Source organism: Salmonella sp. SA14318, from assembly GCF_029866905.1.
Classification (GTDB): domain Bacteria; phylum Pseudomonadota; class Gammaproteobacteria; order Enterobacterales; family Enterobacteriaceae; genus Salmonella; species Salmonella enterica.
Map to the genome: position 1 here is coordinate 713,720 of NZ_CP123282.1, position 18,568 is coordinate 732,287.

Consider the following 18,568-nt stretch of genomic DNA (forward strand, 5'->3'; position numbering starts at 1 on the left):
TCCGGCTTAACCGCCGAACTGATCCGGATCGGGGCCGAGGCGTTTTCCTTGATCCAGTTTTGCGATCTCGCCTAATTCATCTTTATCGAGACGGAAATCCCAGACAGCAAAGTTTTCCGCGATACGGGAAGGGGTGACGGATTTCGGAATGACGACCAGCCCGCAGTCCAGGTGCCAGCGAATAACAATCTGGGCGGGCGTTTTGCCGTATTTATCCGCCAGTTCGCGAATCACTTTCTGATCGAATACGCCTTCGCCGCCCTGCGCCAGCGGGCTCCAGGACTCGGTCTGGATTTTATGCGTCGCATTCCACGCATGTAGCTGGCGCTGTTGCATCAAGGGGTGAAGCTCGATCTGGTTGATCACAGGGGTAACGCCGGTTTCATCGATCAGACGCTGGAGGTGATGGATCTGAAAGTTACAGACCCCGATACTCTTTACCAGCCCCTCTTTTTGCAGCGCGATCATGCCTTTCCAGGCGTCGACATAGTGATCGATAGCCGGTACGGGCCAGTGCATCAGATAGAGATCGAGATAATCAAGCTGCAGTTTTTTCAGACTCTCCTGCAGGGCTTCGCGGGGACGTTTTTGATCGTCATTCCACAACTTGGTGGTGATAAACAGCTCTTCCCGCGCTACGCTCGCTGCTTTTAGCGCTTTGCCGACGCCTTCTTCATTCTGATATGCTGTGGCGGTATCAATCGATCGATAGCCCACCTCCAGCGCTTTATGAATCGCCGCGATCACCTCTTCATTGCTTGCTTTCCAGACTCCCAGCCCAAGTTGTGGCATTACGTTGCCATCCTGTAGCCTGATAATGGTTGGATTAGCCATGATGTGTTCCTCTTTTAATTGGCTCGCCGGAGTCGGGTCCGGCGAGACTAAGTGACTTAAGTCTGGACGAAATGGCCAAAAACGAAAGTCAGAGGCGAAAAAACCTTAGCGCGCCGCTTCATAAATCCGACGGCTGACATCCAGCGTAATATCCTGATTTTCACCTAAATTTGTGCATCCATGCGCCTCAAGTTTATCCAGTAGCGCCGGAATAGTGCTGCCATCCAGACCGTAATCGGACAAGTGGGTAGGCACGCCCATCTGTTCAAAGAAACGGCGGGTGGCGGCAATGGCGGCATCAATACGCTCGTCGTCGGAGCCGTCGGTGATATTCCATACACGTTCAGCATATTGCAGGAGTTTTGCACGTTTAACGTCTCGTTTTTCGTTCCATAGCGCAGGCAGAATGATAGCCAGCGTCTGGGCATGATCGAGACCGTGCATCGCGGTAAGCTCGTGGCCCAGCATATGCGTCGCCCAGTCCTGCGGAACACCAGCGCCAATCAGGCCATTTAACGCCTGAGTAGCGGCCCACATCACGTTAGCGCGGACGTCATAGTTTTCAGGCTCTTGCAGCGCTTTGGGACCTTCTTCGATCAGTGTGAGTAAAATGCCTTCGGCGAAACGATCCTGAATTTTGCCGTTAACCGGGTAAGTGACGTACTGCTCAACGGTATGGACGAAAGCATCCACGACGCCGTTCGCAACCTGGCGTGGCGGCAATGTATAGGTGTAGACCGGATCCAGTACGGCAAACACCGGTTGCACGAACGAGGAGTGGAAGGCCTGTTTGTCGCCAGTGGTTTTACGGGAAATGACTGCGCCGGCGTTCGATTCTGAGCCGGTTGCCGGTAGGGTTAGCACAGACCCCATCGGGATTGCGCTACGAATCTCAGTACCGCCGGTTTCCAGAATGTGCCACGGATCGACGCCGTCCGTATACTGCGCCGCTGCGGCGATAAATTTGGTGCCGTCCAGTACGGAACCGCCGCCAACGGCCAGCAGGAAGGTAATATTTTCGTCGCGCACAAGCTGCACGGCCTTCATCAGCGTTTCATAGGACGGGTTCGGTTCAATACCGCCAAACTCCCGAACATCCAGTCCTTTTAACGCTTCCTGAACTTGCGCCAGTACGCCGGTCTTTTTCACGCTACCGCCGCCATAGGTAATCAGCACGCGGGCGTCCTGCGGGATCTGATCGCGAAGATCGACGATAGCGCCTTTACCAAACAGAATGCGGGTAGGGGTATGTAATTTGAAATTGTTCATTGCTCATTCCCTTATGTGGGTAAAAAGAGGGCAGGCGGCTGTCTGCCTGATGGTCATCATTGTGGTCTTGTGAGGGATGTCTCTCAATGCACATTTCTGCCAATGTTTTGCCTATTTCTCCAGAATGCTGGAGAAAATCGCTAAAAATGCGCACAATCCAGCGGAGTGGATTTGATGAAAAAATGGCGCGTTATGAATCGTGAAGCAATTTGCTTACAGTTGGCGGATAAAATTAATCATTTAAAAAATAATGATAAAATAATCAGCGAGCGGCTGGCGGGCATTCGTCTGTTGTATGGTGTTGAACCGGGGCCGCGCACGCCGGTCATGTATCAGCCTGGCATCATATTTCTCTTTTCCGGCCATAAAATTGGCTATATTAACAAGCGCAAGTTTCGTTATGACGCTAATGAATATCTCTTACTGACCGTGCCGCTCCCTTTTGAATGCGAGACCTGGGCAACGCCGGAGGTACCGCTGGCCGGTATTCGGCTCGATATTGATGTGCTGCAACTGCAAGAGTTGCTCATGGACATTGGCGAAGATGAGCGTTTCCAGTTGCCGATGGCGGCCAGTGGGATTAACTCCGCCACGCTGTCGGACGAGATTTTATGTGCGGTGGAAAGATTGCTGGATGTGATGGAGCGCCCGCTGGATGCGCGGATTCTGGGAAAACAGATTATTCGCGAAATTCTTTATCATGTGCTGATGGGGCCGCGCGGCGGGGCGCTGCTTGCGCTGGTTAGTCGCCAGACGCACTTTAGCCTGATCAGTCGCGTACTTAAACAGATCGAAATGAAATACACCGAGAACCTGAATGTTGAGCAACTGGCGGCAGAAGCGAACATGAGCGTGTCGGCGTTTCACCATAATTTTAAGGCGGTCACCAGCACCTCGCCGTTGCAGTATTTAAAAAGCTACCGACTGCATAAAGCGCGGATGATGATGATTCACGACGGTATGAAGGCCAGCGCCGCGGCGATGCGGGTCGGCTATGAGAGCGCATCGCAGTTTAGCCGGGAGTTTAAACGTTATTTTGGCGTTACGCCGGGCGAAGATGCGGCAAGAATGCGGACAATGCAAGGGAGCTAAGTGGGGCATCCCGCCACGGGTCAACGAAGCGTAACCGGGCCATCCTGGCCGATTATGGATACGTCAGGCGTTACAGTATTTCTTTTTAATCACCACGACCAGCGTACCTAACAGTCCGGCGACCAGTAGCGCGACGGGAAGGATCATTAAAAATGTCATTACCTGGTCTTCATGGCGCTTAACAAACGGGATCATACTGAGCGCGTAGCCGAAGCTGGTCACGACAGTCACCCACAGCAGGCCGCTTAACCAGTTAAAAAACTGAAACCGGCGGTTGGACAGGCCGGAAATACCCGCCATTGTTGGCAGCAGAGTGCGGACAAACGCCAGAAAGCGCCCGGCAAGTAACGCTAACAAACCGTGGCGGTCAAACATGCAGGTGGCGCGCTGATGATATTTTGCCGGAAGCTGCGCCAGCCAGCCTTTGACGGTACGCGTATTACCGAGCCAGCGTCCCTGGATATAACTTAGCCAGCAGCCGAGACTGGCCGCGGTGGTGAGAATGCCAATCGTCGGCAAAAAATGCATCACATCCTGGGCGATCAACGCGCCTGCCAGTAGCAGCAGACTATCGCCAGGTAAGAATGACGCTGGCAGCAGACCGTTTTCTAAAAATAGCGTGGCGAACATGACAAAGTAGACGACGCTAACAACGTGTGGATTCGCCAGCGCGGCAAAATCATGTTGCCAGAGCGCAGCGATAATATCTTGAATGACAGCCATGAACTTTCCTGTGGAACAGCATTTATGCTTTTATTCGCCTATTGTACTCCTGAATCGTCCGGGATGCCTTGATCCCGGACGCAACAAACGCAGACTTTTCCACGGAAATTGTCTGCATATATGTCCATCCCCGGCAACTTTACACAATTCTGGCGAAGCCGGCGGCTAAATCAGCGATCAAATCATCAACACTCTCTAAACCAATATGCACCCGGACCAGCGTACCGGTAAAATCTACGCCACCTGCGGGACGAATCGCGGCGATCTGTTCCGGCTGATTAGCAATAATCAGCGATTCGTAGCCTCCCCAGGAGTAGGCCATACTGAACAGCGAAAAGTTATCCAGATAGGCTGATAATTCTGCCTCGGTCAGCTTTTTATTGAGCACAAAGGAGAACAGGCCGCTGCTGCCTGTAAAGTCTCGTTTCCAGAACGCATGACCTTTGCTACCCGGCAGGGCCGGATGATTAACGCGTGCGACCTGAGGATGGTTCGCCAGCCATGCGGCGATTTTGAGGCTGCTTTCTTGATGCTGGCGCAGTCGGACGCCGAGCGTGCGCAGACCGCGGCTGGTCATATAAGCCGTGTCGGCGTCGAGCATTTGCCCCATCAGATAGGCGTTTTCCCGCAATTGTTCCCAGCAGCGCGCATTTGCAACGGCAGTCCCGACCATCGCATCAGAATGACCAATCAGATATTTAGTGCCCGCCTGGATAGAGATATCAATATCGAATTCCAGAGCTTTGAACAGAACGCCAGCCGCCCAGGTATTATCAATCATGATGACGGCTTCTGGCGCGACGCGTCTGACCGCACTGACAATGGTCGGAATATCATGTACTTCCATGGTAATAGAACCGGGGGATTCCAGAAAAACGACTTTCGTGTTCGGCTGAATATGTTGCGTGATATCAGCGCCAATGAGCGGGTCGAACCAGCTTGTCGTCACGCCCAGTTTGCCGAGAATTTTGCTGCAGAAATCCTGGCTGGGTTCATAGGCTGTGTTGGTCATCAGGATGTGGTCGCCCTGCTCAACGAATGCCAGAATGGTGTTGGCGACCGCCGCCGCGCCGCACGGGAAGAGCGCGCATCCGGCGCCGCCTTCCAGTTCACACATGGCTTCCTGGAGCGAAAAGTGAGTCAGCGTTCCCCGGCGTCCGTAAAATAATTCGCCGTTGGCGCGATTGCGGGTAGCGTGTTTTTTGGCCTCGACGGTGTCAAACACCAGTGAAGAAGCGCGTTGAATCACACTATTCACTGAGCCAAGCGTGTATTTTTTGCTGCGTCCTGCGTTTACCAGTTTGGTATCCAACTGTTTATCCGTCATGTTGCGTTTCCTGATTTTAACCGTCTGGATGTCTAAACTAGCATGAATATAACCATCTGCACCCTGGCGACGTGTGATACAGATGAAAATTTTGCCAAAATAAAAACAGGTGGCTTTTTTAATGCGTAAGCGCAAAGAAAAAGCAGTAAAGGTGCGGCAGTATGTAAATAGTAATGAGAACGACTATCAATTCGACGCCGTTTTGATATTATTATGCTCAGATTTTGTGATTTGCGTCCTGGAGATACAGAGTGGGTAATAATTTGATGCAGACGGATCTCTCCGTCTGGGGTATGTATCAGCACGCCGATATTGTCGTGAAGTGCGTGATGATTGGTCTGATTCTGGCGTCAGTCGTCACCTGGGCTATCTTCTTCAGTAAAAGCGTTGAATTTTTCACTCAAAAGCGCCGCTTAAAGCGCGAACAACTGCAATTAGCCGATGCGCGCTCTTTAGATCAGGCTTCCGACATTGCGGCAGGTTTCAGCGCAAAAAGCCTCAGCGCACAGCTCATCAATGAAGCGCAGAATGAACTGGAACTCTCTCAGGGCAGCGAAGATAACGAAGGGATTAAAGAACGTACCGGCTTCCGTCTGGAACGTCGCGTCGCGGCAGTTGGCCGCTACATGGGACGAGGCAACGGTTATCTGGCGACGATCGGCGCCATTTCCCCCTTCGTCGGGTTGTTTGGCACCGTATGGGGCATTATGAATAGCTTCATCGGTATTGCGCAAACGCAGACCACCAACCTGGCGGTGGTTGCTCCTGGTATTGCGGAAGCGCTGCTGGCGACGGCGATTGGGCTGGTAGCCGCGATCCCGGCGGTCGTCATTTACAACATCTTCGCACGTCAGATAGGCAGTTACAAAGCAACGCTGGGCGACGTGGCGGCGCAGGTATTGCTGCTGCAAAGCCGCGATCTCGATCTGAATGCGAGCGCCAGTGCGCAGCCGGTACGCGCCGCGCAGAAATTACGGGTAGGGTAATGCGTCATGGCAATGCGTCTTAACGAGAACCTGGATGACAACGGCGAAATGCATGAAATCAACGTGACGCCGTTTATCGATGTCATGTTGGTTCTGCTGATTATCTTTATGGTGGCTGCGCCGCTGGCGACGGTGGACGTCAAGGTGAATCTGCCCGCTTCTACCAGTACGCCACAGCCGCGTCCGGAAAAACCGGTTTATCTGTCGGTGAAAGCGGATAACAGCATGTTTATCGGTAACGATCCGGTGACGGATGATACGATGATTGCCGAGCTAACGGCCCTGACGGAAGGGAAAAAGGATACTACGATTTTCTTCCGCGCGGATAAAACCGTAGAGTATGAAACCCTGATGAAAGTGATGGATATGCTGCATCAGGCGGGCTATCTCAAGATTGGTCTGGTCGGCGAAGAGACCGCGAAAGCGAAATAAGTATTCTGCTGATGCTGTAGGCCGGGTAAGGCGAAGTCGCCACCCGGCTTTTTTATTGCCTAAGATGGCGCCTTGCGTAACAGAAGTGCGCCATCGTAATCGACTTCATGCGTTAGCCTAAATGTTCCCCGCCGCACACGCCGTGCACTTCTGCGGTAACGTAACTGGATTCCTGGCTTGCCAGATAGACATACACCGGCGCCAGCTCTGCCGGTTGGCCGGCCCGCTTCATTGGCGTCTGCTGACCAAACTGCGGAATTTTATCCTGGGTTTGACCGCCGGAAATTTGCAGCGCTGTCCAGATAGGACCAGGCGCGACAATATTCACACGGATTCCTTTTTCCGCCACCTGTTTCGCCAGGCCACGGCTGTAATTGAGGATTGCCGCCTTGGTTGCCGCATAATCCAGCAGGTGCGGACTGGGCTGATACGCCTGGATAGACGACGTCGTGATAATACTGGCGCCTTTTGGCAGCAGCGGAATCGCTTCCTGGGTTATCCAGAACAGGGCAAAAACGTTAACGGCGAAGGTTTGCTGAAATTGCTCGCTGGTCAGATCTTTTATCTCCGGGATTGCCGTCTGTTTACCGGCCACCAGCGCCAGAATGTCCAGCCCGCCTAGCGCTTCACGCGCCTTATGGACCAGCGAACGGGCGAAAGATTCGTCGCTAAGATCGCCTGGCAATAACACCGCTTTACGGCCGCACTCCTCAATCAGCGCTTTAACCTGCTGGGCGTCCTCTTCTTCCGCTGGCAGATAGTTGATCGCGACATCTGCGCCTTCACGCGCGTAAGCGATAGCGGCAGCGCGCCCAATCCCGGAGTCGCCCCCTGTCACCAGCGCCTTACGATCTTTAAGGCGACCACTGCCGACATAACTTTTTTCACCACAGTCAGGAACAGGCGTCATTTTCGCCTGGACGCCGGGCGCCGGCTGTTTTTGCTTAGGATACTCGCCGGTGTAATACTGCGTGGTAGGGTCGTATAGATGAGACATTGAGCTTCTCCCTTCAGGTTGAACACCCTTTAAGCGTAGACACTTTTACTACCGTAAGAGGGAGAATCAGAACGATCCTTATGCTTCGCCCGTATTCACAACAGAGTTAACTAGCCATGAAGGTTATTTTTCTTGCCGTGCGACGGTGGTGACGTTGCGCGTCCGGTAGTCGCCATCGGAAAGCTTACGCGTCAGACGTAAGGTTGCCGTCTCGCGAGCCAGCAGATGCTGCCAGTCACTTTCAAGACGAGACATAATTTTGTCTCGTAATTCAGGATGCTGCTCGATAATGGCATTGATGGTCGCGCCATAAATCTCCTCTTTGACCTGTAACGCATACATCTCCCGTCGGTTTTGCCACTTCAGGCGTACTAACGCCGCCGGTATGGATACCACCTCCTGCGTTACCTTTTCCAGGGTGGCATTTTTACTGGCGATTAGCGCTGCAAGATTTTGCTTTAAGATAAATTCATCACTTTTATGGTTGTCTAAAGCCAAATAAACGTTATTGTCTTCAACTTCTTTCATCTTTATCTTCCAGTGAATAAAATAGCGGCATATTGGTTTCGCGAGTGATTAAATTAAGCCAAATGGCATTGCCTTTTTCATTTATCATTGCGGTTTTATCCGCCAGTATTTTACTTAGCGTTTGGGCATCAATATCGCCTTCTGCCTGTAGTGCGTTTATCAGGCGGGCAAACGTTTCAATTTTAGCCACACAATACAGACGTTCTTTAATATGACGGTCGCGTTCTTCAAATAATACGTTTCTGTGTTGCCCGGCAGCGTTAGCGCTAATTAAAATATCGGGCTCGTAATCGCTGAGTTTTGTCTTTCCCTTAGGCAAATTTTTACTGTTTTCTGTGGCTTCAGGGGGCGGCGATGACAGGCGAAAATGAGAGGAAACCAGATGCTCAGGAAGCATGACTAAATATCCTTTACGATCAGTGGTATACTATTTTTAATAGTGTAGGTTTCGTTGACAATAACATGGTGTAATTTTAAAATCAAAAAAAATGGAGCCTGCTATGAACAGTATTTTTTATTCTGTTATTATATTGCTATTACTGACCGGCGCGATACTCTTCCTGATGTGGGAGGTTAATAAAAAACGTCCTGGTGGAAAAGTCGTAAATTTAAATCAAACTGAACCCATGACAAAGGAAGAGGGCGAAGATCATTTCTCAGTATTAATGAATTCGATAACGCCGGTATGGTACTGGCGCGTTAACCATGAATATATCGATTTCCTTCATGCAACGATAAAACGAATGACAATGACTGAGTTGAATGAAACGCCAGGATTATTTGACGCACAGCGTCGTTGCAGCGACCTTAACTCTGCCGTTTATAAGTATTACGACAATATTAAGAAGCGTTGTCTGAACGGAGAAAAGGTGCCGTATTCGGATTTGGACGTCCTTAATTTACGCCAGTGTTTTCGTGAGTTCAGTCTTGAAGCCTACCCGGCGTTGGTCGCGCTGGTATGGCCGGAATATCAGCGCCCACAGGTTAAACCGGATGAGATTTAACTGGCATGTTGATCTGATGTTGCATGGTTGAGATATACTGTTGCTGGTTTTAGTTACCTGACAGGTCCCTATGGAACGCTTTCTTGAAAATGTAATGTATGCGTCTCGCTGGCTGCTCGCGCCGGTGTATTTTGGCCTCTCTTTGGCGCTGATCGCTTTAGCGCTAAAATTTTTCCAGGAAATTCTACACGTTCTGCCGAACGTTTTTGCCCTGGCGGAGGCCGATCTGATTCTGGTGCTGTTATCGCTGGTTGATATGACGCTGGTTGGCGGATTGCTGGTAATGGTCATGTTCTCCGGGTATGAAAACTTTGTCTCTCAGCTGGATATCTCTGCGGGCAAGGAGAAGCTGAACTGGCTGGGGAAAATGGATGCGACTTCGCTAAAAAATAAGGTGGCGGCATCGATAGTCGCTATCTCTTCCATTCACCTGTTACGCGTGTTTATGGATGCGAAAAACGTCCCGGATAACAAATTAATGTGGTATGTCATCATCCATCTGACCTTTGTCCTGTCGGCGTTCGTGATGGGCTATCTGGACAGATTGACGCGACATAACCATTGAGCCGCCGTCCACGGCGGGGCAGTCGGGCAAAGGATGCTGAGCCCGGCTGTAAAACAGCGCTTCTTTAACGGCGGATAACCGTCTCCCTGCAGCCTTACGCAATATTTTTACTACATCTATTCATTTACCCAGTAATAAGACTAAAAGATTTTCTCTGCGTTCACAGATATATAACATCTGCGGGTACGTAAACGGCGATAACTGTAAAAAAATGGAGAATGCATTATATATTCTCCGCGCCTTGCCGATAACGAGAGTGCGTCATCATCAGATGACTAATCTCTTATATTCAGCAAGGAAATTCATATGCGTTTGCTGCAAAACTTTACTATTCGTATGGTCATGCTGACGATACTGGGACTTTTTTGTCTACTCTGGTCGGGGGTGGGGTTATACAGCGTCCATGCTTTATCCGAAGTTTCGGAAGGAAATGATATTGACCGGCATCTTGTGCGGCAAATGACGGTGCTAAGCCAGGGTAACGATCAATATTTCCGCTTTGTTACCCGCCTTAGCCGCGCGATGGATGTAAAAATCGGCGGCGGCACGCCCGATTTTGCGCCCGCCCGGCAGTCGCTCGAGAATATGCGTCAGAAGCTGGAGGAGATGAAAGCGCTATCGCCAGGGCCGATGAACCCTGATATCTCAAGGGAGGTCTTGTCCAACTGGCAGGCCTTGCTGGAGAAAGGCGTCGTTCCTCAAATGCAACTGGCGCAGCAAGGATCGCTAACCGCCTGGAGCGAACATGCCAGTACGGTCACGCCCGCACTCAGTCGCGCGTTCGGCGCCAGCGCGGAACGGTTTAGTCATGAAGCTGGCGCCATGCTGGATAACACACGTGTGATGGTCGATGGTAAAACCTATACCATCCGCATCCTGCTTATCACGGCGGTGATTCTGGGCATTGCTATCCTGATTTTTACCGATCGCTATCTGGTTGCAATGATGGTGAAACCGCTGGAGCGCATCCGTCAGCAATTTCAGCGCATCGCGCAAGGCGATCTTAGCCAGCCGATTGAAGCGTTGGGGCGTAACTGCGTAGGCCGGTTGGTGCCGCTACTGCGCGCGATGCAGGACAGTTTACGCGAAGCCGTGAGTACGATCCGCGCCGGAAGCGACAATATCTGGCGCGGCGCGACGGAAATTTCTACCGGTAATAACGATCTCTCTTCCCGAACGGAAGAACAGGCCGCCGCGCTGGAAGAAACTGCCGCCAGCATGGAACAGCTTACCGCAACGGTGAAAATGAACGCCGAACACGCCCGCCAGGCGAGTCAGCTTGCGGATGCCGCCTCGCTAACGGCAGGAAAAGGCGGTGAACTGGTTTCCGATGTGGTAGAAACAATGAACGGTATTTCCGCCAGTTCGCAGCAGATCGCCGAAATTACTACCGTGATTAATAGTATTGCTTTCCAGACCAATATTCTGGCCTTGAACGCAGCGGTAGAAGCGGCCAGAGCGGGCGAGCAGGGACGCGGCTTCGCGGTGGTCGCCGGTGAGGTACGTAACCTGGCCAGCCGCAGCGCGGGGGCGGCGAAAGAAATTGAAGCCTTAATTGGCGAATCGGTACGTCGCGTAGCGCAGGGCGCGCAGTTGGTCCAGGAGACCGGCGCAACGATGGACGCCATCCTGCGCGGCGTCACGGAAGTGACGACGATTATGAAACAGATCGCGTCCGCCTCCGAAGAACAGAGTAAAGGTATTTCTCAGGTTGGCGTGGCGATTACGCAAATGGATAGCGTTACGCAACAAAACGCCGCGCTGGTTGAGCAGGTTTCCGCGGCGGCGGCGGCGCTGGAACGGCAGACGGAGGATTTGCAACGCTCCGTACAGCAGTTCCGGCTTTCCGCTAGTGAGCCGCAACAACGCGTAACGGCGAAAGCGGCGCCTGGCGTTCAGAGAATGGCGTCGGCTCCCGCACAGTCTACTGATGAATGGGTTTCCTTCTGATGTGAAGCAAAAAAGCGCGTAATGCGCTGGCCTTCATTTAACTAGTCGCTATATAATTTATTATATAGCGACTAAGGAGGTCAGATGAATAATCATTTTGGGAAAGGGTTAATGGCTGGGTTGCACGCGCCATATGCATATAGCGCGCATCATGCGGTGAATTTCTGTTCTGAGTATAAACGTGGCTTTGTATTGGGTTTTACACACCGTATGTTCGAAAAGACCGGCGATCGTCAACTTAGCGCGTGGGAGGCCGGAATTCTGACGCGTCGCTATGGTCTGGATAAAGAAATGGTGATGGATTTCTTTAAAGAGAATCATTCCGGGATGGCGGTTCGCTTCTTTATGGCCGGTTATCGACTCGAAGGTTGATCCAACAGGGGTATTATCTTGCTTTAATTAATTACACTATCGCCTCTTCCCTTCGTTTTACTGTTCCGTCGAAGTATTATGGCGCACATAACCATAAAAAAAGTGTGGTAAATGGCGTACCGATCGCAATAACTTCTTCGCGAACAGTGCAAAATAAAAGCCAGGTCTTCGTAACGGAATAACTATAAAATGACTGGAGATAATACTCTCATCACTTCTCACGGCATTAACCGTCGTGATTTCATGAAGCTTTGTGCAGCACTGGCCGCTACTATGGGGCTCAGTAGCAAAGCCGCCGCAGAAATGGCAGAATCGGTATCCAATCCACAGCGTCCGCCCGTTATCTGGATTGGCGCTCAGGAGTGTACCGGTTGTACCGAATCACTGCTTCGTGCTACACACCCAACCGTTGAAAACCTCGTTCTGGAGACTATCTCTCTGGAATACCACGAGGTGCTTTCCGCCGCATTCGGTCACCAGGTCGAAGAAAACAAACATAACGCTCTGGAGAAGTATAAAGGGCAATATGTTCTGGTGGTGGATGGTTCTATCCCACTAAAAGATAACGGTATCTACTGCATGGTTGCCGGCGAGCCGATCGTGGATCACATCCGCAAAGCCGCTGACGGCGCAGCCGCGATTATCGCTATCGGTTCCTGCTCGGCATGGGGCGGCGTTGCTGCGGCTGGCGTAAACCCAACCGGCGCTGTCAGTCTGCAGGAAGTCTTACCGGGCAAAACGGTTATCAATATTCCAGGTTGTCCGCCAAACCCGCATAACTTCCTGGCGACCGTCGCGCATATCATCACTTACGGCACGCCGCCGAAGCTGGATGCGAAAAATCGTCCAACCTTTGCCTATGGCCGTCTGATTCATGAGCATTGCGAACGTCGTCCACACTTCGACGCAGGCCGTTTTGCCAAAGAATTTGGCGACGAAGGCCACCGTCAGGGCTGGTGTCTCTACCATCTTGGCTGTAAAGGGCCGGAAACCTGGGGCAACTGTTCTACGTTACAGTTCTGTGACGTTGGCGGCGTCTGGCCGGTGGCGATCGGCCATCCTTGCTATGGCTGTAACGAAGAAGGTATCGGCTTCCATAAGGGCATTCACCAGCTTGCTCATGTCGAAAACCAAACTCCGCGTTCAGAGAAACCTGACGTCAATATGAAAGAAGGCGGCAATATCTCTGCGGGCGCTGTCGGTCTGCTTGGCGGCGTAGTCGGTCTGGTTGCCGGCGTCAGCGTGATGGCGGTACGTGAACTGGGGCGTCAGCAAAAGAAAGATAACGCTGACTCACGGGGAGAATAACCGTGAACAGACGTGACTTTATTAAAGCAGCCTCCGGTGGAGCATTGCTGTTGGGCGCCGCGCCGTCTGTCAGCCATGCGGCTGCAGAAAACCGTCCGCCGATTCCAGGTTCGCTGGGTATGCTGTATGACTCCACTCTGTGCGTGGGCTGTCAGGCCTGCGTCACAAAGTGTCAGGATATCAACTTCCCGGCGCGTAACCCGGAAGGGGAGCAGACCTGGTCGAACAACGACAAGCTGTCGCCGTATACCAATAACATTATTCAGGTATGGCGTAGCGGTACGGGCGTGAACAAAGATCAGGAAGAGAACGGCTATGCCTACATCAAGAAACAGTGTATGCACTGCGTCGATCCTAACTGCGTTTCCGTTTGCCCGGTGTCGGCGTTGAAAAAAGATCCGAAAACCGGCATCGTCCACTATGACAAAGATGTCTGCACCGGCTGCCGTTACTGTATGGTTGCCTGCCCGTACAACGTACCTAAGTACGACTACAACAACCCGTTTGGCGCGCTTCACAAGTGTGAGTTGTGTAACCAGAAAGGCGTTGAGCGTCTGGATAAAGGCGGTTTGCCTGGGTGTGTGGAAGTTTGTCCGGCAGGGGCCGTCATTTTCGGTACTCGTGAAGAGCTGATGGCGGAAGCGAAAAAACGTCTGGCCCTCAAACCAGGCAGTGAATATCACTATCCGCGCCAGACGTTGAAAACGGACGACACCTATCTGCACACGGTGCCTAAATACTACCCACACCTCTACGGTGAAAAAGAGGGCGGTGGTACTCAGGTGCTGGTGCTGACAGGCGTTCCTTATGAAGATCTGGATCTGCCGAAGCTGGATGACCTTTCAACCGGAGCGCGCTCCGAGCATGTTCAACACACGCTTTATAAAGGCATGATACTACCCCTGGCTGCGCTGGCGGGCTTAACCGTGCTGGTTCGTCGTAATAGCAAAAACGACCATCACGATGGAGGAGACGATCATGAGTCATGATCCAAAACCGCTGGGCGGAAAAATCATCAGTAAACCGGTCATTATTTTTGGACCGTTAATCGTCCTGTGTATGCTCCTTATCGTGAAGCGTCTGGTCTTCGGGTTGGGCTCCGTTTCCGACCTGAACGGCGGTTTCCCGTGGGGCGTCTGGATTGCCTTTGACCTGTTGATCGGCACCGGCTTTGCCTGCGGCGGTTGGGCGTTGGCATGGGCGGTGTATGTCTTTAACCGTGGGCAATACCATCCGTTGGTGCGCCCGGCGTTGCTGGCAAGCTTGTTTGGTTACTCGCTGGGCGGCCTGTCGATCACTATCGACGTCGGTCGTTACTGGAACCTGCCGTACTTCTACATTCCAGGTCACTTCAACGTGAACTCGGTACTGTTTGAGACGGCGGTCTGTATGACAATCTACATCGGCGTGATGGCGCTGGAGTTTGCGCCTGCCCTGTTTGAACGTCTGGGCTGGAAAGTGTCGCTCAAGCGTCTGAATAAGGTGATGTTCTTTATTATCGCGCTGGGCGCGCTGCTGCCGACGATGCACCAGTCCTCAATGGGGTCATTGATGATCTCGGCGGGCTATAAAGTGCATCCGCTATGGCAAAGCTATGAAATGCTGCCGCTGTTCTCGGTTCTGACCGCGTTTATCATGGGCTTCTCTATTGTCATATTTGAGGGTTCGCTGGTTCAGGCAGGCCTGAAAGGAAACGGTCCGGATGAGAAAAATTTGTTTGTTAAGCTGACGAATACCATCAGCGTGCTGCTGGCGATTTTCGTCGTCCTGCGCTTTGGCGAACTGATTTATCGCGACAAGCTGTCCTATGCGTTTGCCGGCGATTTTTACTCCGCTATGTTCTGGATTGAAGTCGTCCTGATGGTCTTCCCGTTAGTGGTGCTGCGTGTGGCGAAACTGCGTAATGACTCTCGTATGCTGTACCTGTCGGCGCTGAGCGCGCTGTTGGGTTGCGCGACGTGGCGTCTGACCTATTCGCTGGTGGCATTCAACCCGGGTGGCGGCTACCACTACTTCCCAACCTGGGAAGAATTGTTGATTTCTATTGGTTTTGTGGCTATTGAGATTTGTGCATACATCGTACTCATTCGTCTACTGCCGATACTTCCTCCTTTAAAACAAAACGATCATAATCGTCATGAGGCGAGCAAAGCATGAGCCAGAGAATTACTATTGATCCGGTAACCCGTATTGAGGGTCATTTACGCATTGACTGCGAAATTGAGAACGGCGTCGTATCCAAAGCATGGGCGTCCGGCACCATGTGGCGCGGTATGGAAGAGATTGTGAAGAACCGCGATCCGCGCGATGCGTGGATGATTGTGCAGCGTATTTGCGGCGTTTGTACGACAACTCACGCGATCTCTTCCGTTCGTGCGGCAGAAAGCGCGCTGAATATTGATGTTCCCGTCAACGCGCAGTATATCCGTAATATTATTCTGGCGGCGCATACCACCCATGACCACATTGTCCATTTCTACCAGCTCTCTGCGCTGGACTGGGTGGACATTACCTCTGCGTTGAAAGCCGATCCGGAAAAAGCCTCCGCGATGCTGGATGGCGTGTCGAGCTGGCACCTGAACAGCGCGCAAGAGTTCACGAAAGTTCAGAACAAGATCAAGGATCTTGTCGCCAGCGGTCAGTTAGGTATTTTCGCCAATGGCTACTGGGGGCACCCGGCAATGCAGTTACCGCCGGAGGTCAACCTGATTGCGGTCGCCCACTATCTGCAGGCGCTGGAATGTCAGCGTGACGCTAACCGCGTGGTGGCGTTGCTGGGCGGTAAATCGCCGCATATCCAGAACCTGGCGGTCGGTGGGGTGGCGAACCCGATCAATCTCGACAGTATCGGTACGTTGAACCTTGAACGCCTGATGTACATCAAATCGTTTATCGATAAGCTGAGCGATTTTGTCGAGCAGGTGTATAAAGTGGATACCGCAGTCATCGCGGCCTACTATCCGGAATGGCTGGAGCGCGGCAAAGGCGCGGTGAACTACCTGAGCGCGCCGGAATTCCCGACCGACGGTAAAAACGGCAGTTTCCTGTTCCCGGGCGGTTACATTACCAATGCCGATCTGTCGACATACCGTCCGATCACCTCTCACTCCGACGAATTCCTGATTAAAGGTATTCAGGAGAGCGCGAAGCACGCCTGGTACAAAGATGAAGCGCCGCAGGCGCCGTGGGAAGGCACTACGATCCCGGCTTACGACGGTTGGTCGGATGACGGTAAATACTCATGGGTCAAGTCGCCGACATTCTACGGCAAAACCGTCGAAGTCGGGCCGCTGGCGAACATGCTGTGTAAACTGGCTGCAGGTCGTGAATCCACCCAGACCAAGCTCAATGAAATCATTGCGCTTTATCAGAAGCTGACCGGCAAAACGCTGGAAATGGCGCAACTTCACTCTACGCTGGGTCGTATCATCGGGCGTACCGTTCACTGTTGTGAACTGCAAAACATATTGCAGGATCAATACAACGCGCTGATTGTAAATATCGGCAAAGGCGATTACACCACGTTTGTGAAGCCGAACATTCCGGCGACGGGCGAGTTCAAAGGCGTGGGCTTCCTGGAGGCGCCGCGCGGTATGCTGTCTCACTGGATGGTGATTAAAGACGGTATTATCAGTAACTATCAGGCAGTGGTGCCATCGACCTGGAACTCAGGTCCGCGTAACTTCAACGATGACGTGGGGCCGTACGAACAGTCGCTGGTCGGTACGCCGATCGCCGATCCGGCGAAGCCGCTGGAAGTGGTACGTACCATCCACTCCTTCGACCCTTGCATGGCGTGCGCGGTGCACGTGGTGGACGCCGATGGCAATGAAGTGGTCTCGGTGAAGGTTTTGTAATGCGGATATTAGTCTTAGGGGTCGGCAATATTTTGCTGACCGATGAAGCCATCGGGGTGCGTATTGTTGAAGCGTTAGAGCAACGATACACCCTGCCGGATTTCGTTGAGATTCTGGATGGCGGTACGGCGGGAATGGAACTTCTTGGCGATATGGCGAATCGGGATCATTTGATCATTGCCGACGCCATCGTGTCGAAAAAGAACGCGCCGGGAACCATTATGGTACTGCGCGACGATGAAGTTCCGGCGCTGTTCACCAACAAAATCTCCCCCCATCAGCTTGGACTGGCCGACGTATTGTCGGCCCTCCGCTTTACCGGCGAGTTTCCGAAGAAACTGACCCTGGTCGGCGTTATTCCACAGTCGCTGGAACCGCACATCGGCTTAACGCCAACCGTCGAGGCGATGATTGAACCTGCGCTTGAGCAGGTTCTTGCTGCGCTGCGTGAATCCGGCGTCGAAGCAATTCCTAAGGAGACGGCGCATGTCTGAAACGTTTTCCGGATTCGACACGGCGCCCGTCGCCCGGGTTCAGGCGGCATTTGAAGAGATAGCCCATCGTTCGATGCACGATCTTTCGTTTCTGCATCCGACTATGCCGGTGCATGTCTCTGATTTTACGTTGTTTGAAGGACAATGGACGGGCACGGTCATTACGCCGTGGATGTTAAGCGCATTAATCTTCCCTGGCCCGGACCAGATCTGGCCCGGGCGTACCGTCGGTGAAAAACTCGGTCTGCAACTGCCTTATGGCACGATGACCTTTACCGTTGGTGAACTGGAAGGCGTTTCGCAATATCTTGCCTGCTCGTTGATGTCGCCGCTTTCCCGTAGCCTGTCGCCGGAAGAGGGCGTCCGGCTGGCGGATGACTGCGCGCGGATGCTGTTATCCCTGCCGGTAAGCAATCCTGATGCGCCGCAGACAAGCCGGCGTGCGTTGCTGTTTGGCCGTCGGAGCTGTGAGAATGCATGAGCTGTCTCTTTGCCAAAGCGCCGTTGAAATTATTCAGCAGCAGGCAGAACAGCACGGCGTGGCGCGCGTCACCGGCGTATGGCTGGAGATAGGCGCGCTTTCGTGCGTTGAAGAGCGCGCGGTTCGTTTCAGCTTTGACATCGCCTGCCAGGGGACTTTAGCGCAAGGGTGCGAATTGCACATCGACTACAGACCGGCCCAGGCCTGGTGCTGGGATTGCAGTCAGGTGGTGGAAATTCTCAGGCATGACGCGCAATGTCCGCATTGTCATGGCGATCGCCTGCGGGTGGATACCGGCGATTCGTTGAAAGTAAAAAGTATTGAGGTCGAATAACCCGCATTTTATTTC

At 52.5% G+C, this 18,568-nt stretch carries 21 protein-coding genes; 14 read left to right on the forward strand and 7 right to left on the reverse strand.

Annotated elements, in window-relative coordinates:
• Positions 1-6: 6 nt before the first annotated feature.
• Both dkgA and yqhD read right to left on the reverse strand, forming a co-directional pair.
• Positions 7-834 carry a 2,5-didehydrogluconate reductase DkgA gene (gene dkgA, locus QEN32_RS03425; protein ID WP_000013100.1) on the reverse strand — a complete coding sequence of 276 codons (828 nt, stop codon included), beginning with the start codon at positions 832-834 and terminating at the stop codon, positions 7-9.
• A gap of 105 nt (positions 835-939) precedes the next feature.
• Complete coding sequence (gene yqhD / locus QEN32_RS03430) at positions 940-2,103, reverse strand: alcohol dehydrogenase (protein ID WP_080232039.1); 1,164 nt, start codon at positions 2,101-2,103, stop codon at positions 940-942.
• A 192-nt stretch (positions 2,104-2,295) separates the two neighbouring features.
• On the opposite strand from yqhD, the gene QEN32_RS03435 reads away from it, so the two are divergent.
• Positions 2,296-3,195: an AraC family transcriptional regulator gene (locus QEN32_RS03435; protein WP_001078198.1), complete on the forward strand. Its 900-nt coding sequence runs from the start codon at positions 2,296-2,298 to the stop codon at positions 3,193-3,195.
• A gap of 63 nt (positions 3,196-3,258) precedes the next feature.
• Here QEN32_RS03435 and yghB read toward each other — a convergent pair whose 3' ends face one another.
• The gene (gene yghB, locus QEN32_RS03440) at positions 3,259-3,918 is read right to left on the reverse strand and encodes a DedA family general envelope maintenance protein YghB (RefSeq protein ID WP_000268444.1); all 660 of its coding nucleotides are present in this window, start codon (positions 3,916-3,918) and stop codon (positions 3,259-3,261) included.
• A 139-nt stretch (positions 3,919-4,057) separates the two neighbouring features.
• Positions 4,058-5,245: a cystathionine beta-lyase gene (gene metC / locus QEN32_RS03445; protein ID WP_000130270.1), complete on the reverse strand. Its 1,188-nt coding sequence runs from the start codon at positions 5,243-5,245 to the stop codon at positions 4,058-4,060.
• Between the two features lie 251 nt (positions 5,246-5,496).
• Here metC and exbB point away from each other — a divergent pair, with 251 nt between their 5' ends.
• Both exbB and exbD read left to right on the forward strand, forming a co-directional pair.
• On the forward strand, positions 5,497-6,231 hold the full coding sequence (exbB, locus tag QEN32_RS03450; RefSeq protein ID WP_000527859.1) for a tol-pal system-associated acyl-CoA thioesterase: 735 nt from the start codon (positions 5,497-5,499) through the stop codon (positions 6,229-6,231).
• Positions 6,232-6,237: 6 nt separating this feature from the next.
• A complete protein-coding gene (gene exbD, locus QEN32_RS03455; protein WP_023233772.1) occupies positions 6,238-6,663 on the forward strand; it encodes a TonB system transport protein ExbD in 426 nt (141 codons plus the stop codon).
• Between the two features lie 112 nt (positions 6,664-6,775).
• Here the strand turns inward: exbD and QEN32_RS03460 are convergent, their stop codons facing one another.
• The 3 genes from QEN32_RS03460 to QEN32_RS03470 all read right to left on the reverse strand — a co-directional run bounded on the left by QEN32_RS03460 (position 6,776) and on the right by QEN32_RS03470 (position 8,585).
• The gene (locus QEN32_RS03460) at positions 6,776-7,660 is read right to left on the reverse strand and encodes an SDR family oxidoreductase (RefSeq protein ID WP_000019032.1); all 885 of its coding nucleotides are present in this window, start codon (positions 7,658-7,660) and stop codon (positions 6,776-6,778) included.
• A 123-nt stretch (positions 7,661-7,783) separates the two neighbouring features.
• The gene (locus QEN32_RS03465) at positions 7,784-8,188 is read right to left on the reverse strand and encodes a hypothetical protein (RefSeq protein WP_000665657.1); all 405 of its coding nucleotides are present in this window, start codon (positions 8,186-8,188) and stop codon (positions 7,784-7,786) included.
• Positions 8,175-8,585 carry a hypothetical protein gene (locus QEN32_RS03470; protein WP_000936446.1) on the reverse strand — a complete coding sequence of 137 codons (411 nt, stop codon included), beginning with the start codon at positions 8,583-8,585 and terminating at the stop codon, positions 8,175-8,177. Before QEN32_RS03470 ends, QEN32_RS03465 begins: the two co-directional genes overlap by 14 nt.
• 103 nt (positions 8,586-8,688) lie before the next feature.
• Between QEN32_RS03470 and QEN32_RS03475 the strand changes: the two genes are divergently transcribed.
• The 11 genes from QEN32_RS03475 (at position 8,689) to hypA (ending at position 18,553) form a co-directional block, all read left to right on the forward strand.
• Positions 8,689-9,192: a hypothetical protein gene (locus QEN32_RS03475; RefSeq protein WP_001534190.1), complete on the forward strand. Its 504-nt coding sequence runs from the start codon at positions 8,689-8,691 to the stop codon at positions 9,190-9,192.
• Between the two features lie 70 nt (positions 9,193-9,262).
• A complete protein-coding gene (locus QEN32_RS03480; protein WP_000439335.1) occupies positions 9,263-9,757 on the forward strand; it encodes a TIGR00645 family protein in 495 nt (164 codons plus the stop codon).
• Between the two features lie 306 nt (positions 9,758-10,063).
• On the forward strand, positions 10,064-11,707 hold the full coding sequence (locus QEN32_RS03485) for a methyl-accepting chemotaxis protein (protein ID WP_001238434.1): 1,644 nt from the start codon (positions 10,064-10,066) through the stop codon (positions 11,705-11,707).
• Positions 11,708-11,791: 84 nt separating this feature from the next.
• The gene (locus QEN32_RS03490; RefSeq protein WP_001059119.1) at positions 11,792-12,079 is read left to right on the forward strand and encodes a DUF2623 family protein; all 288 of its coding nucleotides are present in this window, start codon (positions 11,792-11,794) and stop codon (positions 12,077-12,079) included.
• Positions 12,080-12,268: 189 nt separating this feature from the next.
• Positions 12,269-13,387, forward strand: coding sequence for a hydrogenase 2 small subunit (hybO, locus tag QEN32_RS03495; protein ID WP_000145429.1), 1,119 nt, complete (start codon positions 12,269-12,271; stop codon positions 13,385-13,387).
• A gap of 2 nt (positions 13,388-13,389) precedes the next feature.
• Positions 13,390-14,376: a hydrogenase 2 operon protein HybA gene (gene hybA, locus QEN32_RS03500; RefSeq protein ID WP_001081721.1), complete on the forward strand. Its 987-nt coding sequence runs from the start codon at positions 13,390-13,392 to the stop codon at positions 14,374-14,376.
• Positions 14,366-15,544: a Ni/Fe-hydrogenase cytochrome b subunit gene (gene hybB, locus QEN32_RS03505; RefSeq protein ID WP_000017678.1), complete on the forward strand. Its 1,179-nt coding sequence runs from the start codon at positions 14,366-14,368 to the stop codon at positions 15,542-15,544. Before hybA ends, hybB begins: the two co-directional genes overlap by 11 nt.
• The gene (gene hybC / locus QEN32_RS03510; protein WP_000083044.1) at positions 15,541-17,244 is read left to right on the forward strand and encodes a hydrogenase 2 large subunit; all 1,704 of its coding nucleotides are present in this window, start codon (positions 15,541-15,543) and stop codon (positions 17,242-17,244) included. The genes hybB and hybC overlap by 4 nt, the downstream gene beginning before the upstream one ends.
• The gene (locus QEN32_RS03515; RefSeq protein WP_001221960.1) at positions 17,244-17,738 is read left to right on the forward strand and encodes a HyaD/HybD family hydrogenase maturation endopeptidase; all 495 of its coding nucleotides are present in this window, start codon (positions 17,244-17,246) and stop codon (positions 17,736-17,738) included. Before hybC ends, QEN32_RS03515 begins: the two co-directional genes overlap by 1 nt.
• Positions 17,731-18,219 (forward strand): hydrogenase-2 assembly chaperone, encoded by a 489-nt coding sequence (gene hybE / locus QEN32_RS03520; protein ID WP_000004951.1) that lies wholly within the window; start codon positions 17,731-17,733, stop codon positions 18,217-18,219. The genes QEN32_RS03515 and hybE overlap by 8 nt, the downstream gene beginning before the upstream one ends.
• Entirely contained in the window at positions 18,212-18,553 is a 342-nt protein-coding gene (gene hypA / locus QEN32_RS03525; protein WP_000544945.1) for a hydrogenase maturation nickel metallochaperone HypA, read from the forward strand. Before hybE ends, hypA begins: the two co-directional genes overlap by 8 nt.
• Positions 18,554-18,568 lie beyond the last annotated feature (15 nt).

Bases quoted from the DNA above. Each gene is read 5' to 3' on its own strand.
- dkgA (WP_000013100.1), bottom strand. From the start codon at position 834: ATGGCTAATCCAACCATTATCAGGCTACAGGATGGCAACGTAATGCCA.
- yqhD (WP_080232039.1), bottom strand. From the start codon at position 2,103: ATGAACAATTTCAAATTACATACCCCTACCCGCATTCTGTTTGGTAAA.
- QEN32_RS03435 (WP_001078198.1), top strand. From the start codon at position 2,296: ATGAATCGTGAAGCAATTTGCTTACAGTTGGCGGATAAAATTAATCAT.
- yghB (WP_000268444.1), bottom strand. From the start codon at position 3,918: ATGGCTGTCATTCAAGATATTATCGCTGCGCTCTGGCAACATGATTTT.
- metC (WP_000130270.1), bottom strand. From the start codon at position 5,245: ATGACGGATAAACAGTTGGATACCAAACTGGTAAACGCAGGACGCAGC.
- exbD (WP_023233772.1), top strand. From the start codon at position 6,238: ATGGCAATGCGTCTTAACGAGAACCTGGATGACAACGGCGAAATGCAT.
- QEN32_RS03460 (WP_000019032.1), bottom strand. From the start codon at position 7,660: ATGTCTCATCTATACGACCCTACCACGCAGTATTACACCGGCGAGTAT.
- QEN32_RS03465 (WP_000665657.1), bottom strand. From the start codon at position 8,188: ATGAAAGAAGTTGAAGACAATAACGTTTATTTGGCTTTAGACAACCAT.
- QEN32_RS03470 (WP_000936446.1), bottom strand. From the start codon at position 8,585: ATGCTTCCTGAGCATCTGGTTTCCTCTCATTTTCGCCTGTCATCGCCG.
- QEN32_RS03475 (WP_001534190.1), top strand. From the start codon at position 8,689: ATGAACAGTATTTTTTATTCTGTTATTATATTGCTATTACTGACCGGC.
- QEN32_RS03480 (WP_000439335.1), top strand. From the start codon at position 9,263: ATGGAACGCTTTCTTGAAAATGTAATGTATGCGTCTCGCTGGCTGCTC.
- QEN32_RS03485 (WP_001238434.1), top strand. From the start codon at position 10,064: ATGCGTTTGCTGCAAAACTTTACTATTCGTATGGTCATGCTGACGATA.
- QEN32_RS03490 (WP_001059119.1), top strand. From the start codon at position 11,792: ATGAATAATCATTTTGGGAAAGGGTTAATGGCTGGGTTGCACGCGCCA.
- hybO (WP_000145429.1), top strand. From the start codon at position 12,269: ATGACTGGAGATAATACTCTCATCACTTCTCACGGCATTAACCGTCGT.
- hybB (WP_000017678.1), top strand. From the start codon at position 14,366: ATGAGTCATGATCCAAAACCGCTGGGCGGAAAAATCATCAGTAAACCG.
- hybC (WP_000083044.1), top strand. From the start codon at position 15,541: ATGAGCCAGAGAATTACTATTGATCCGGTAACCCGTATTGAGGGTCAT.
- QEN32_RS03515 (WP_001221960.1), top strand. From the start codon at position 17,244: ATGCGGATATTAGTCTTAGGGGTCGGCAATATTTTGCTGACCGATGAA.
- hybE (WP_000004951.1), top strand. From the start codon at position 17,731: ATGTCTGAAACGTTTTCCGGATTCGACACGGCGCCCGTCGCCCGGGTT.
- hypA (WP_000544945.1), top strand. From the start codon at position 18,212: ATGCATGAGCTGTCTCTTTGCCAAAGCGCCGTTGAAATTATTCAGCAG.